General features: G+C 71.1%; 10 protein-coding genes. 5 read left to right on the top strand and 5 right to left on the bottom strand.

The features are described from left to right. Nucleotides 1-115 precede the first annotated feature (115 nt). Nucleotides 116-1096 (top strand): alpha/beta hydrolase, encoded by a 981-nt coding sequence (locus ACFY2Q_RS23825; RefSeq protein ID WP_387133682.1) that lies wholly within the window; start codon nucleotides 116-118, stop codon nucleotides 1094-1096. 64 nt (nucleotides 1097-1160) lie between these two features. Here ACFY2Q_RS23825 and ACFY2Q_RS23820 read toward each other — a convergent pair whose 3' ends face one another. From ACFY2Q_RS23820 to ACFY2Q_RS23810, 3 genes are read right to left on the bottom strand one after another with little or no spacing between them, the layout of a single operon-like run. Beyond that, nucleotides 1161-1922, bottom strand: a complete 762-nt coding sequence (locus ACFY2Q_RS23820; protein ID WP_387133681.1) for a succinate dehydrogenase/fumarate reductase iron-sulfur subunit — start codon at nucleotides 1920-1922, stop codon at nucleotides 1161-1163. Then, on the bottom strand, nucleotides 1919-3856 hold the full coding sequence (locus ACFY2Q_RS23815; RefSeq protein ID WP_387133680.1) for a fumarate reductase/succinate dehydrogenase flavoprotein subunit: 1938 nt from the start codon (nucleotides 3854-3856) through the stop codon (nucleotides 1919-1921). Before ACFY2Q_RS23815 ends, ACFY2Q_RS23820 begins: the two co-directional genes overlap by 4 nt. A gap of 1 nt (nucleotide 3857) precedes the next feature. After that, nucleotides 3858-4541, bottom strand: coding sequence for a succinate dehydrogenase cytochrome b subunit (locus ACFY2Q_RS23810; RefSeq protein ID WP_387133694.1), 684 nt, complete (start codon nucleotides 4539-4541; stop codon nucleotides 3858-3860). Nucleotides 4542-4618: 77 nt separating this feature from the next. Between ACFY2Q_RS23810 and ACFY2Q_RS23805 the strand changes: the two genes are divergently transcribed. Next, the gene (locus ACFY2Q_RS23805) at nucleotides 4619-5554 is read left to right on the top strand and encodes a LysR family transcriptional regulator (RefSeq protein WP_387133679.1); all 936 of its coding nucleotides are present in this window, start codon (nucleotides 4619-4621) and stop codon (nucleotides 5552-5554) included. A 6-nt stretch (nucleotides 5555-5560) separates the two neighbouring features. On the opposite strand, the gene hrpA is transcribed toward ACFY2Q_RS23805, so the two are convergent. Beyond that, entirely contained in the window at nucleotides 5561-9628 is a 4068-nt protein-coding gene (gene hrpA / locus ACFY2Q_RS23800; protein WP_387133677.1) for an ATP-dependent RNA helicase HrpA, read from the bottom strand. 85 nt (nucleotides 9629-9713) lie between these two features. Between hrpA and ACFY2Q_RS23795 the strand changes: the two genes are divergently transcribed. Beyond that, a complete protein-coding gene (locus tag ACFY2Q_RS23795; RefSeq protein ID WP_387133676.1) occupies nucleotides 9714-10121 on the top strand; it encodes a cytidine deaminase in 408 nt (135 codons plus the stop codon). A gap of 26 nt (nucleotides 10122-10147) precedes the next feature. Here ACFY2Q_RS23795 and ACFY2Q_RS23790 read toward each other — a convergent pair whose 3' ends face one another. Next, complete coding sequence (locus tag ACFY2Q_RS23790; RefSeq protein ID WP_387133675.1) at nucleotides 10148-10507, bottom strand: YciI family protein; 360 nt, start codon at nucleotides 10505-10507, stop codon at nucleotides 10148-10150. 141 nt (nucleotides 10508-10648) lie between these two features. On the opposite strand from ACFY2Q_RS23790, the gene ACFY2Q_RS23785 reads away from it, so the two are divergent. Together ACFY2Q_RS23785 and ACFY2Q_RS23780 are read left to right on the top strand one after the other, a co-directional pair. Further along, nucleotides 10649-11695: a FecCD family ABC transporter permease gene (locus ACFY2Q_RS23785; protein WP_387133673.1), complete on the top strand. Its 1047-nt coding sequence runs from the start codon at nucleotides 10649-10651 to the stop codon at nucleotides 11693-11695. Beyond that, a complete protein-coding gene (locus ACFY2Q_RS23780) occupies nucleotides 11692-12780 on the top strand; it encodes a FecCD family ABC transporter permease (protein ID WP_387133672.1) in 1089 nt (362 codons plus the stop codon). Before ACFY2Q_RS23785 ends, ACFY2Q_RS23780 begins: the two co-directional genes overlap by 4 nt. Nucleotides 12781-12792: the final 12 nt, after the last annotated feature.

Here is a 12792-nt window from a genome sequence, read left to right as displayed (position 1 = left end):
ATCTACGTCGCCCTCTCCACCGGCACCACATTCGCCCCCAGCACCAAATGGCACGACTACTTCGGCCTCAACGGCGAAACCACCCTCTGACCCCGACAGACCCCCAGGAGGATCCATGGACCACCAACCCGTGAGCAGGCGACGACTCCTCACCGGTGCCGCAGGGGTCGCCGCAGCTGGCGCCCTCGCCGGTGCCTTCTCCGCGCCGACCTCGGCAAGCGCCGCAGGTAACGGGTACGGCCTGCGCATCGTCGCCCGGAACGAGAACGGCGGCCGGTTGCAGTACTACCGGTTCGCCACCGACGCGATCGAGTGGGACCCGGCGGTCAACGTGCTGCTGCCGGACGGCTACCACACGAGCGGCAAGCGCTACCCGGTGCTCTATCTGCTGCACGGTGGCAACGCCGACTTCCGCACCTTCCACATGCATGACAACATCATCAACCTCACCGCCGGCCGCGACATCATCGTCGTGATGCCGGACGCCTCCACCGGCTGGTATTCCAACCCGGTCACCAGCAACACCGGGCCCCGCAACTGGGAGACGTTCCACATCGCTCAGTTGCTGCCCTGGATCGACGCCAACTTCCGGACGTTCGCCGAATACAACGGCCGTGCCGTGGCGGGTTTCTCGATGGGCGGCTTCGGCGCTCTCAAGTACGCCGCGAAATACTACGGTCACTTCTGCTCGGTGAGTGCCCACTCGGGGCCGGCAAGCCTGCGCCGCGACTTCGGCCTCGTCGTCCACTGGGCCAACGCCACCTCTGCCGCTCTCGACCTCGGCGGCGGCACGGTCTACGGCGCGCCGCTGTGGGACGAGGCTCGGGTCAGCGCCGACAACCCGGTGCAGCGCATCGAGAGCTACCGCAACAAGCGCGTCTTCCTGGCCGCCGGCACCTCACCCGACCCGGTCAACTGGTTCGACACCGTCAACGAGACCCAGGTCCTGGCGGGGCAGCGTGAGTTCCGCGGCGCGTTGGCCTGGGCCGGCATCCCGCACGAGTGGCGGGAGGTTCCGGGCGGCCACTACTTCCGTCACGAACTGTTCGTCCAGGATCTCGGCGGAATGCTGGGGCGGCTGCGTCGCGCCGCCTGACCCCGTGCAACGCACAGGCCGCCGTACCCGGGAGGGTACGGCGGCCTGGCAGGCGCGGTGGAGCTCAGGAGCCGGGGGTGTTGCCACCCTTCGCGGTGGCCGCGAGGTAGTCGCGGTTGAGCCGGCCGATCGTGTTCAGCGGAATGCCCTTCGGGCAGGCCACAGTGCACTCGCCGGCGTTGGTGCAGCCGCCGAAGCCGGCCTCGTCGTGCGCGTCGACCATGCCGATGACCCGGGTGTAGCGCTCCGGCTGGCCCTGAGGCAGCAGCGAGAGTTGGGTCAGCTTGGCGGCGGTGAAGAGCATCCCGGAGCCGTTCGGGCAGGCCGCCACGCACGCGCCGCAGCCGATGCAGGCCGCCGACTCGAAGGCGGCGTCCGCGTTGGCCTTGGCCACCGGTGTGGAGTGCGCCTCGGGCGCGCTGCCGGTCGGTGCGGTGATGTAGCCACCGGCGGCGATGATCTTGTCGAAGGCGTTCCGGTTGACCACCAGGTCCTTGATGACCGGGAAGGCGCTGGCCCGCCACGGCTCGATGTCGATCGTCTCGCCGTCGGAGAACTGCCGCATGTGCAGCTGGCAGGCGGTGGTGCCGCGCTGCGGCCCGTGCGCGTCACCGTTGATCATCAGACCGCACATGCCGCAGATGCCCTCGCGGCAGTCGTGGTCGAACGCGACAGGGTCCTCACCGTCGAGGATCAGCCGCTCGTTGAGCACGTCGAGCATCTCCAGGAACGACATGTCCGGGGACACGTCGTTGACCGGGTAGGTCACCATCCGACCCTTGTCCTCAGGGCCCTTCTGGCGCCAGATGCGCAGGGTCAGGTTCACTTGTAGCTCCGCTGCGTGGGGTGGACGTATTCGAACTTCAGGTCTTCCTTGTGCAGCACCGAGGGCTCGCCGGCGGCGGTGAACTCCCAGGCCGCCACGTACGCGAACTTGTCGTCGTCGCGCTGCGCCTCACCGTCGGGGGTCTGATGCTCGGCCCGGAAGTGGCCGCCGCAGGACTCCTCGCGGTGCAGGGCGTCGATGCACATCAGCTCGGCCAACTCGAAGAAGTCGGCGACGCGGCCGGCCTTCTCCAGAGACTGGTTGAGCTCGTCGCCGGTGCCGGACACCTTGACCCGCTGCCAGAACTGCTCGCGCAGGCCGCGGATCTCGTCGATCGCCTTGCGCAGCCCGGCCTCGCTGCGCTCCATGCCGCAGTGCTCCCACATGATCTGGCCCAGCTCCCGGTGGAACGAGTCCACAGTCCGGTCGCCGTTGATCGCCAGCAGCCGCTGGATGCGGTCCTCGACGTCGGTGCGCGCCTCGATCGCCGCCGGGTGACTGGCATCGACCTTCTCCAGCGGACCGGAGGCCAGGTAGTTGGCGATCGTGGTGGGGAGCACGAAGTACCCGTCGGCGAGGCCCTGCATCAGCGCGGAGGCGCCGAGCCGGTTCGCGCCGTGGTCGGAGAAGTTCGCCTCGCCGATCACGAACAGGCCCGGGATGCTCGACTGGAGGTCGTAGTCGACCCAGAGGCCACCCATCGTGTAGTGCACGGCGGGGTAGATCCGCATCGGCACCTCGTACGGGTCCTCGCCGGTGATCCGCTCGTACATCTCGAAGAGGTTGCCGTACTTGGCCTCAATGGCCTTGCGGCCCAGGCGGTTGATCGCGTCGCCGAAGTCGAGGTAGACGCCGAGCTTCGTCGGCCCCACGCCCCGACCGTCGTCGCAGACGTTCTTCGCGGCGCGGGAGGCGATGTCGCGGGGGACCAGGTTGCCGAAGGAGGGGTAGATCCGCTCCAGGTAGTAGTCCCGCTCGTCCTCGGGAATGTCCCGGGGGTTGCGGTCGTCGCCCTTGGTCTTCGGCACCCAGACGCGGCCGTCGTTGCGCAGCGACTCGCTCATCAGGGTCAGTTTCGACTGGTGGTCGCCGGAGACCGGGATGCAGGTCGGGTGGATCTGCGTGTAGCAGGGGTTCGCGAAGTACGCGCCCTTGCGGTGCGCCCGCCAGGTGGCGGTGACGTTGCAGCCCTTGGCGTTTGTGGAGAGGTAGAAGACGTTGCCGTAACCGCCGGAGGCGAGCACGACGGCGTCGGCCATCTCGGTGCTGATCTCGCCGGTGACCATGTCCCGGACGACGATGCCCCGGGCCTTGCCGTCGACGAGGACCAACTCCAGCATCTCGTGCCGGGAGTTCATCTCCACGTTGCCGAGGCCGATCTGCCGCTCGAGGGCCTGGTACGCGCCGAGCAGCAGTTGCTGGCCGGTCTGGCCCCGGGCGTAGAAGGTGCGCTGCACCTGGGCGCCGCCGAAGGAGCGGGTGTCCAGCAGGCCGCCGTACTCGCGGGCGAACGGCACGCCCTGGGCGACGCACTGGTCGATGATGTTCACCGACACCTCGGCGAGCCGGTGCACGTTCGACTCGCGGGAGCGGAAGTCGCCGCCCTTGACGGTGTCGTAGAACAGCCGGTGCACCGAGTCGCCGTCGTTGCGGTAGTTCTTGGCGGCGTTGATGCCGCCCTGCGCCGCGATCGAGTGCGCGCGGCGCGGGCTGTCCTGGTAGCAGTAGGACTTGACGTGGTAGCCCTGCTCGGCGAGCGTGGCGGCGGCGGACCCACCGGCCAGGCCGGTGCCGACCACGATCACCGTCATCTTGCGGCGGTTGGCCGGGTTGACCAGCTTGGCCTCGAAGCGGCGGGTCTCCCAGCGCTTGTCGATGGGGCCGGCGGGAGCCTTGGTGTCGGCGATCGGGTCGCCCTCGGTGAAGAGTTCCATGTCAGGACACCAATCCGGTGAGAACGGCGAACGGGACCACCAGGTACCCGGCGCAGAGCGCGACGGCGAAGACAAGCGCCGCGACGCGTGCCCGACGCTCGCCCCTCGGCGTCTGCTGGCCGAGGCTGCGGAACGCGCTGAACGCGCCGTGGCGCAGGTGGAAGCCGAGCGTGACGATCGCCAGGGTGTAGAAGAGCGTGACGTACCAGCGCTCGGGCGCGAAGTCGGCGACGACGTTCGCGAACGGCCTGCTGGGGTCGCCGACCGGGTTGAGCGTGCCGGTGGTCAGGTCCAGGAGGTGGTAGATCACGAAGAGCAGGATGATCACCCCGCCCCACCGCATCGTGCGGGCGGCGTAGCTGCCCCGGACCTTCTTGCGGTGGGCGTACTTCACCGGGCGCGCGGCGCGGGCTCGCAGCGCCAGAGTGGTGGCGGCCCAGATGTGACCGACGGCGGCCACCACCAGCACGATGCGCAGGATCCACAGGAACCAGACACCGGGCAGCAGCGGCTTGCCGATGTCGCGCAGCCAGTGCGCGTAGTGGTCGAACGAGGTCGCCCCCGCGAACACCTTCAGGTTCCCGAGCATGTGCGCGATCAGGAACAGCACCAGCACTATGCCCGTCACCGCCATGACGGCCTTGAGACCGACGTTGGAGCGGATGGGCGACCGAGTTTTCGTCATTACCACGTGACCGACGCTAGGAGCACTTGGACCAGTCGTCCAATGCATCGAACTCGCAGTGTTGATAGCCGTAAGCTATGCAGATGCAGCTCCATCAGCTTCGGTACTTCGTCGCAGTGGCCGAAGTACGACATTTCACCCAGGCCGCCGACATCGTCGGCATCACTCAGCCTTCTCTCAGTAAGCAAATTCACGCTCTGGAAACCGACCTCGGTGCCCCTCTCTTCGAACGGGTAAGGGGAAACATCACACTGACGACGGCCGGCGAGGTCCTGCTGCCGTTGGCCACCCGGATCCTCGCCGACGTGGAGACCGCCACCCGCGAGGTGCAGGAGTTGGTAGGGCTCCGGCGGGGCCGCGTCCGGCTCGGCGCCACCCCGAGCCTCGCCACCTCGCTCGCCCCGCCGGTGCTGCGCCGGTTCCGCGACGCCCACCCCACCGTCGACCTGCGGGTCGAGGAGGGCGGCTCCCAGGACCTGGTCCGCGACCTGCTCCGAGGCGACCTCGACCTGGCGCTGATCATCATGCCGGCCCAGGGCGCGGACCCGGGTCTGCGCGTCGATCCGATCCTGCGGGAGAGCCTCGTGGTGGCCTCGGTGCACGAGGTGCCGACCGCCTCGGCGACCGGCGAGCTGCACATCACCGACCTGCGCGATCAGCCGATGGTCATGTTCCGGGAGGGCTACGACCTGCGCGACGCGACCATCCAGGCGTGCCGCGAAGCGGGCTTCGAGCCGACCTTCGCGGTCGACGGCGGCGAGATGGACGCCGTCCTGAGCTTCGTCGAGGCAGGGCTCGGCATCGCGCTGGTGCCGGGCATCGTGCTGGCCCGCCGCCCGGGGGTACGGATCACACCCCTGGCCCCGCCCGGGGTGCGACGGACCATCGCGGTGGCCCGCCGCCGGGACGTGGTGCCCACCCACGCCGGCCGGGAGCTGCGGCGGATCCTGCTCGACTACATCCAGTCCGCGATCGACCGCGACGACCTGCCGCCGGGCGTGGACCCGCGCTGAGCGCCGTCAGCGGCCCTCGGCGTCGTCCATGGCCCGGTAGATCCGCTGCTCCGAGACGGGGTACGGGGTGCCAAGCGCCTGGGCGAAGAGGTTCACTCGCAACTCCTCGATCATCCAGCGGATCTGTCGGACCGCTGTCTCCTGCCGACGCGCGGGCGGCAGCGCGGCGAGCAGATCGTCGTACTCCTTCTGCACCGCCGCGACCCGGTCCTGCTGCTGACGGTCGCGCTGCGGGTTGCCGCCGAGCCGGTCCAGCCGGCGCTCGATGGCTGTCAGATAGCGCAGCAGGTCGGGCAGGCGGGCGTACCCGGTCTCGGTGATGAAACCGGCGTGCACGAGCCCGGCGAGCTGTTTGCGGATGTCGGCGAGGGCCGCCACCACGGCGAGGTTGCGGGTGGCGCCGAGCCGCTGCTCGACGGCGTACGCGGAGGCGAGCACCCTGCGGACCCGGTCCATCACCTCGACCACTGTGTCGACCAGGTCGGCCCGGACCTTCTCGCGTAGCGCCGCGAAGCCCTCGGCGTCCCAGGCCGGCCCGCCGGCGTCGCCGATCAGCCTGTCGATGGCGGCACCGGCGGCGTCCTCGATCAACTGCTGTACGCCGCCGTGCGGGTTGCGGCTCAGCGCCAGCTTCGCCTCGTTGCTCAGCCGACCCTGGAGGAACCGGGCGGGCGACGGCACGGTGAGCCGCAGCAGCCGTCGGGTGCCTGCCCACTGCGCCGCCTCCGCCTCGGCGGGGGAGTCGAACACCCGCACCCCGACAGTGGTGCCCTCGTCGACGAGCGCCGGGTACGCGGTCACCGCGTAGCCGGCGCGGACCTGCTCGATGGTCCGTGGCAGTGTGCCGATGCTCCACTCGCGCAGCCCGGTCCGGGCGACCTCCGGCGCGGCGGCCGCCACCACCTGGCGTACCTCCTGGCGGAGTTGGCGCTGTAGCGCCTGCAGGTCCTTGCCCTCGGCGACGGGCTTCTCGTCGTCGCCGAGCACCCGGAACGTGACCCGCAGGTGGGCGGGCAGCTTGGCCGGCTCCCAGGCGTCCCGGGGCACTGTCACCCCGGTCATTCGCCGTAGTTGCCGGGTGAGCGCGTCAAGCAGCGGCTCCTCGCCCGGGGTGATCGCCGCCAGGGCGGCCCGCGCGAAGTCCGGCACCGGGACGAAGTTGCGGCGGATCGGCTTGGGCAGCGACCGGATCAGAGCGATCACCGTCTCCTCGCGCAGCCCCGGCACCTGCCAGTCGAAGCTCTCCGCCGGCACCTGGTTGAGCAGTGGCAGCGGGATGTCCACCGTGACGCCGTCGGTGGGGGTGCCCGGCTCGAACCGGTACGTCAGCGGCAGGCTCACCCCGTCGGCCTGCCACTCGTCCGGGTAGTCGTCCTCGTCCACGCCGGCCCGACCGTCGTTGACAAGCACGTCGCGGGTAAAGGTGAGCAGGTCGGGCTGCTCGCGGCGGGTCTGCTTCCACCATGAGTCGAAGTGCCGGCCGGAGACCACGTCGGCGGGGATCCGCTTGTCGTAGAAGCCGAAGATCGTCTCGTCGTCGACGAGGATGTCCCGGCGTCGGGCCCGGCTCTCCAGCTCCTCGATCTCGGCGAGCAGGCGCTTGTTGTCGGCCCAGAAGTGGTGGTGGGTCTGCCAGTCGCCCTCGACGAGGGCGTGCCGGATGAACAGCTCCCGACTCATCGCCGGGTCGATCCGCCCAAAGTTGACCTTGCGGGAGGTGACAAGCGGGACGCCGTACAGGGTGACCTTCTCGTAGGCCATCACCGCGGCCTGCTTCTTCTCCCAGTGCGGCTCGCTGTAGCTGCGCTTGACCAGGTGCTGCGCGAGCGGTTCGACCCACTCCGGCTCGACCCGGCCGGCGATGCGGCCCCACAGCCGGGACGTCTCCACAAGCTCGGCGGCCATCACCCAGCGCGGCGGCTTCTTGAACAGCGCCGAGCCGGGGAAGAGCGCGAACTTCGCCCCCCGGGCACCCAGGTATTCGTGCTTCTGGGCGTCCTTCAGGCCGATGTGCGACAGCAGACCGGGCAGCAGCGACTGGTGCACCTTCGGGGTGTCGATCTCCTCCGGCAGGTCGGCACCGGCGCGGCCCGCACCCCGGCCGGCGTCCGCGTCGCCCGAGGTGTCCCGCGCCGGCCGCCCACCACGCCGCTCGCCCTCGGCCGGGGTACGCAGCACCTGGCGCAACTGGCCCACGATGTCCTGCCACTCGCGGACCCGCAGGTAGTTCAGGTACTCCGCCTTGCACATCCGGCGGAAAGCGCTCGAGGACAACTCCCGCTGCTGCTCCCGCAGGTAGCGCCACAGGTTGAGGTACGCGACGAAGTCCGACTCCTTGTCGGCGAACCGGGCGTGCGCCTGGTCGGCCTGGGCCTGCTTCTCCGCCGGCCGCTCGCGCGGATCCTGGATGGAGAGCGCGGCGGTGATCACCAGCACCTCGGTGGCGCAGCCGTTGCGTTCGCCCTCGACCACCATCCGGGCCAGTCGCGGGTCGACAGGCAGTTGCGCCAGCCGCCGGCCCAGCGCGGTGAGCCGCTTCGCCGGGTCGGCCTCGGTCGGGTCCAGCGCGCCAAGCTCGTGCAGCAGGTTGACGCCGTCGGCGATGTTGCGTTTGTCAGGCGGGTCGATGAACGGGAACGCGGCCAGGTCGCCGAGCCCGATGGCAGTCATCTGGAGGATTACCGACGCCAGGTTGGTGCGCAGGATCTCCGGGTCGGTGAACTCCGGCCGGGACAGGAAGTCCTGCTCGTCGTAGAGGCGGATGCAGATGCCGTCGGAGGTACGCCCGCAGCGGCCCTTGCGCTGGTTGGCCGACGCCTGGGAGATCGGCTCGATCGGCAGCCGCTGCACCTTGAGCCGGCTGGAGTAGCGGGAGATCCGCGCGGTGCCCGGGTCGACCACGTACTTGATGCCGGGCACTGTCAGCGAGGTCTCCGCGACGTTCGTGGCGAGCACCACGCGCCGCGAGGTGTGCGCGGCGAACACCCGGTGCTGCTCGGCGCTGGAGAGCCGCGCGTACAGGGGCAGGATCTCGGTGCCGAGCAGTGTCCGCTTCGTCTGCACCAGCTTGGCCAGGGCGTCGGCGGTGTCCCGGATCTCCCGCTCCCCGCTGAGGAAGACCAGGATGTCGCCGGGCCCCTCGGCGGCCAACTCCTCGACGGCGTCCCCGATCGCCTGGATCTGGTCGCGGACGTTCTCCTCGTCGCTGTCGCCGTCCTCCTCACCCTCGGCCAGCTCGACAAGCGGCCGGTAGCGCACCTCCACCGGGTAGGTGCGACCGGACACCTCCACCACCGGCGCCGGTACGCCCTGCGGCTCGTCGGCCGTGGGCGGGCCGGCGAAGTGCCTGGCGAAGCGGTCGGTCTCGATCGTCGCCGAGGTGATGATGACCTTGAGGTCGGGTCGCCGGGGCAGCAGCTCCCGCAGGTACCCGAGGATGAAGTCGATGTTGAGGCTGCGCTCGTGCGCCTCGTCGATGATCAACGTGTCGTACTGGCGGAGCATCCGGTCGGTCTGCAACTCGGCAAGCAGGATGCCGTCGGTCATCAGCTTGACCAGGCTGCGTTCGCTCACCTGGTCGGTGAAGCGCACCTTGTAGCCGACCACGTCACCCAGCTCGGTGCCCAGCTCGTCGGCGATCCGGTCGGCCACCGTCCGGGCCGCCAACCGCCGGGGCTGGGTGTGCCCGATCAGGCCGTGCACCCCGCGCCCCAACTCCAGGCAGATCTTCGGCAGCTGGGTCGTCTTGCCGGAGCCGGTCTCGCCGGCCACGATCACCACCTGGTGATCGCGGATGGCTGCGGCGATGTCGTCCTTGCGTTCACTGACCGGCAACCCCGCCGGGTACGTGATGACCGGCACCGCCGCGCGACGGGCGGCGAGGCGCTGCTCGGCCCGGGCCAGCTCGGCGGTGATCTCGGCAAGCGCGGCCTCCCGACGCTGCGGGTCACGCAGCTTGCGGGCACCGTCGAGCCGCCGCTGGAGCCGGCGCTGGTCGCGGAACATCAGGGGAGTGAGGCGGCGGTGCAGCTCGCGGACCGGATCGGTCGCGGCGGCGGCGGCTGGATTCTGCATGTCGTGCCCAAGAATAGGCAGCGCGGCGGCGTACCGCCCCTGGGTTATCGCCCCGGCCGCCGCCCGATGGTCGGGGAGTGGCCGGGTGCGCCGCCGTCTAGTGTTGGCGGCCGATGTCGAGCGCCAGGGGGCCGGGATGGAACTGCGGGACACGGACCGGGCGCTTGTGCAGGCCGCCACGGCGGTCGCCAAGCTGCGCTGCCGCAGCCAGCACCACACCGTCGCGTCGGCGGCGCGTACCGCCGACGGTCGGGTCTTCACAGGCGTGAACGTCCACCACGAGACCGGCGGGGCCTGCGCCGAGCTGGTCGTCGTCGGCACCGCCGCGACCCAGGGCGTCACCGAGTTGGAGACGATCGTCACGGTCGCCGACCGGGGCCGCGAGGTCGTCGCGCCGTGCGACACGTGCCAGGCCGTCCTGCGGGACCACTTCCCGTCGCTGCGGATGATCGTCGGCCCGGTGGACGCCCTGCGGGTGACAGCGCTCGACTGAGCCGCCGCTTGGGCGTGCGGCGCGGCTCAGTCGCCGGACGCCGCCTCCAGCATCGACCGGGGCATCGGCACGCCCTCGAACCGCACGTTGCCCTCCGGCACCATCCAGCTCATCACCCGCACGGCCAGCAGCCCGGCGCGTACCGCCGGATCGTTGTGATAGAGCTCGCGGGCCTCGTCCGGGCTTATCGAGAGCACGGCGAAGCCCCGCAACCTGTCGTCGTCGGCGGCCAGGAACGGGCCGGCCGCGAGCACGAGGCCCTGCTCCACCAGACCGGCCTGGTGGGCCAGGTGGGCGTCCCGCAATCGGTCGGCCGCGTCCAGCGGCAGCTCGGGGGCGTCCGCCGGCCGGATCAGGAGTACGACCGTGTGCTGGTCGAATCGCATGAGCCCACCCTAGGCGCGCCAGTCCGCCCGCGCGGGCGTCCGCCCTGGTCAGCCCGTTTCGGATCGACGGATGCGAGTTAGGTAGCCCTCAGGGGGTCGGCTAAGGTAAGGCGACCCTAAGCGCGAATGTGCAGGAGACTCGTGACCACCCTCGCCACCCGGCCGGCCCCGGCCTCCAACCGGTCCGGCACCCGCACCGGCCGCCGGGTGGCCGTCACCGTCGGCGCCGCGCTCGTGCTGCTGCTCGCCGTGCTGGCCAGCTTCGCGCTCGGCAGCCGACAACTCGGCGTCGACCAGGTGTGGCACGCCCTCGTCGCACCGGACGGCGGCGACGCCACAGTCATCGTCCGCGAGCTGCGGATGCCGCGCACCGCACTCGGGCTCGCCGTCGGGCTCGCGCTCGCCATGGCCGGCGTCCTGTTCCAGGCGCTCACCCGCAACCCCCTCGCCGAGCCGCGCATCCTCGGCATCAGCGCCGGCGCGTCGTTCGGCGTGGTGCTCGCCATCTCCGTCTTCGGTGTCAGCACGCTCGCCGGGTACGTCTGGTTCGGCATCGCCGGGGCGCTGATCGCCGGCCTGCTGGTCTTCGCCATCGCCGCCCGGGCCCGCGACGGCGCCAGCCCGGTCACCCTCGCGCTTGTCGGCGCGGCGCTCGACGCCAGCCTCGCCTCCGGGGTGTACGCGCTGCTCAGCATCGACGCCCGCACCTTCGAGGAGTACCGGTTCTGGGTGGTCGGCGGGCTCTCCGGCCGCGACCTGACAGTCACCGCGCAACTGCTGCCCTTCGTCCTCGTCGGGCTCGTGCTGGCCGCCGTGGTCGCCCGAGGGCTGGACGCGCTGGCCCTCGGCGACGACGTGGCCCGCGGCCTCGGCCACCGCATCGGCCTGGTCCGCCTCGGCGGTGGCCTCGCCGCGGTGCTGCTGACCGGGGCGGCGGTCGCGGCGGCCGGGCCGATCGCCTTCGTCGGGCTCGCCGTGCCGCACCTGGCACGTGCCCTGGTCGGCGCGGACCACCGCTGGACCCTCGCCGTCTCCGCCCTGCTCGGGCCGGCGCTGCTGCTCGGCGCCGACGTCGTCGGCCGGCTCGTCGCCCCACCCGGCGAGATACCCGCCGGGATCGTCACCGCCCTGATCGGCGCCCCGCTGCTGGCCTTCCTGGTTCGCCGCGCCCGGGTGGTGACCGCGTGACCACCACCACCCAGCGCCCGGCTGGCTCGTCTGGTCCGGCCGGTGCCAGGCATGCGCTGCTGCCCGGCCGGTCGCTGCTGCGGATCGGCCCGGTCAGCCTGCAGTTCCGCCGCCGCGCCGTGCTGGTCGCCGCCACGCTCACCGTCCTGCTCCTGCTGGCGATGCTGCTCAGCCTCTCCCTGGGCACCCCGTACGTCGCCCCGGCCGACGTCCTGCGCTCCCTCTCCGGCGTCGGCACCCCGTACGACCTCGTTGTCCTTGATCTTCGGTTGCCCCGGATCATGCTGGCCGCGGTGGCCGGCGCTGCCTTCGGCGTGGCCGGCACGCTCATCCAGAGCGTGGCGCGTAACCCCCTCGCGAGCCCTGACGTCATCGGCATCACGCAGGGCGCCGGCCTCGCCGCGACCATCGCGCTCACCAGTGGGGCGGCCGCCGTCCTGGTGGCGCCCAGCGCGCTTGTCGGCGGGCTTGTCGCGGCGGCCCTGCTGTTCGTCCTCGGCGCCCGGCACGGGCTGGCCGCCCAGCGGTTCGTGCTCGCCGGGGTGGCGGTGGCATTCGGCTTCCGGGCGCTGATCGAGGTGGTCATGCTTACCGCCGACCCGATCGACGGGCTGCGCGCGCAGATCTGGCTCATCGGCACCCTGGCCGGCAAGGGCTGGACCGAGGCCGCCTGGATCGCCGGCACCCTGCTGGTGCTGCTCCCCGTGCTGGCCTGGGCCGGTTGGGCGCTCAACAGCACAGCCCTGGACGACGACACGGCCCGCGGCGTCGGCCTGCGCCCAGCGGCCCGCCGGATCGGGCTCGCCGGCACCGGCGTGGTCATCGCCGCGATGGTCACCGCCCAGGTCGGCGCCGTCGACTTCGTGGCGCTTGTCGCCCCCCAACTGGCGCGCCGGCTGGTCCGCGCCGAACGGCCACCGCTCGTCTGCGCCGCCCTGCTCGGCGCGCTGCTGCTCGTGCTCGCCGACCTCGCCGGCCGGCGACTGTTCGCGCCCACCCAACTGCCGGCAGGTGTGCTGACCGCCGCGATCGGCGGCCCATACCTGATCTTCCTGCTGCTTCGCGGACGGCGGCGGTCGTCGTGACGCACCTAAGGA

Source organism: Micromonospora sp. NPDC000316 (assembly GCF_042898885.1).
Taxonomy (GTDB): Bacteria; Actinomycetota; Actinomycetes; order Mycobacteriales; family Micromonosporaceae; genus Micromonospora.
The sequence above is the reverse complement of the archived record's forward strand: the minus strand, read 5'-3'. Positions and strand labels throughout refer to the sequence as shown.

Bases quoted from the DNA above. Each gene is read 5' to 3' on its own strand.
- hrpA (WP_387133677.1), bottom strand. From the start codon at position 9,628: ATGCAGAATCCAGCCGCCGCCGCCGCGACCGATCCGGTCCGCGAGCTG.
- ACFY2Q_RS23790 (WP_387133675.1), bottom strand. From the start codon at position 10,507: ATGCGATTCGACCAGCACACGGTCGTACTCCTGATCCGGCCGGCGGAC.
- ACFY2Q_RS23825 (WP_387133682.1), top strand. From the start codon at position 116: ATGGACCACCAACCCGTGAGCAGGCGACGACTCCTCACCGGTGCCGCA.
- ACFY2Q_RS23805 (WP_387133679.1), top strand. From the start codon at position 4,619: ATGCAGATGCAGCTCCATCAGCTTCGGTACTTCGTCGCAGTGGCCGAA.
- ACFY2Q_RS23810 (WP_387133694.1), bottom strand. From the start codon at position 4,541: ATGACGAAAACTCGGTCGCCCATCCGCTCCAACGTCGGTCTCAAGGCC.
- ACFY2Q_RS23815 (WP_387133680.1), bottom strand. From the start codon at position 3,856: ATGGAACTCTTCACCGAGGGCGACCCGATCGCCGACACCAAGGCTCCC.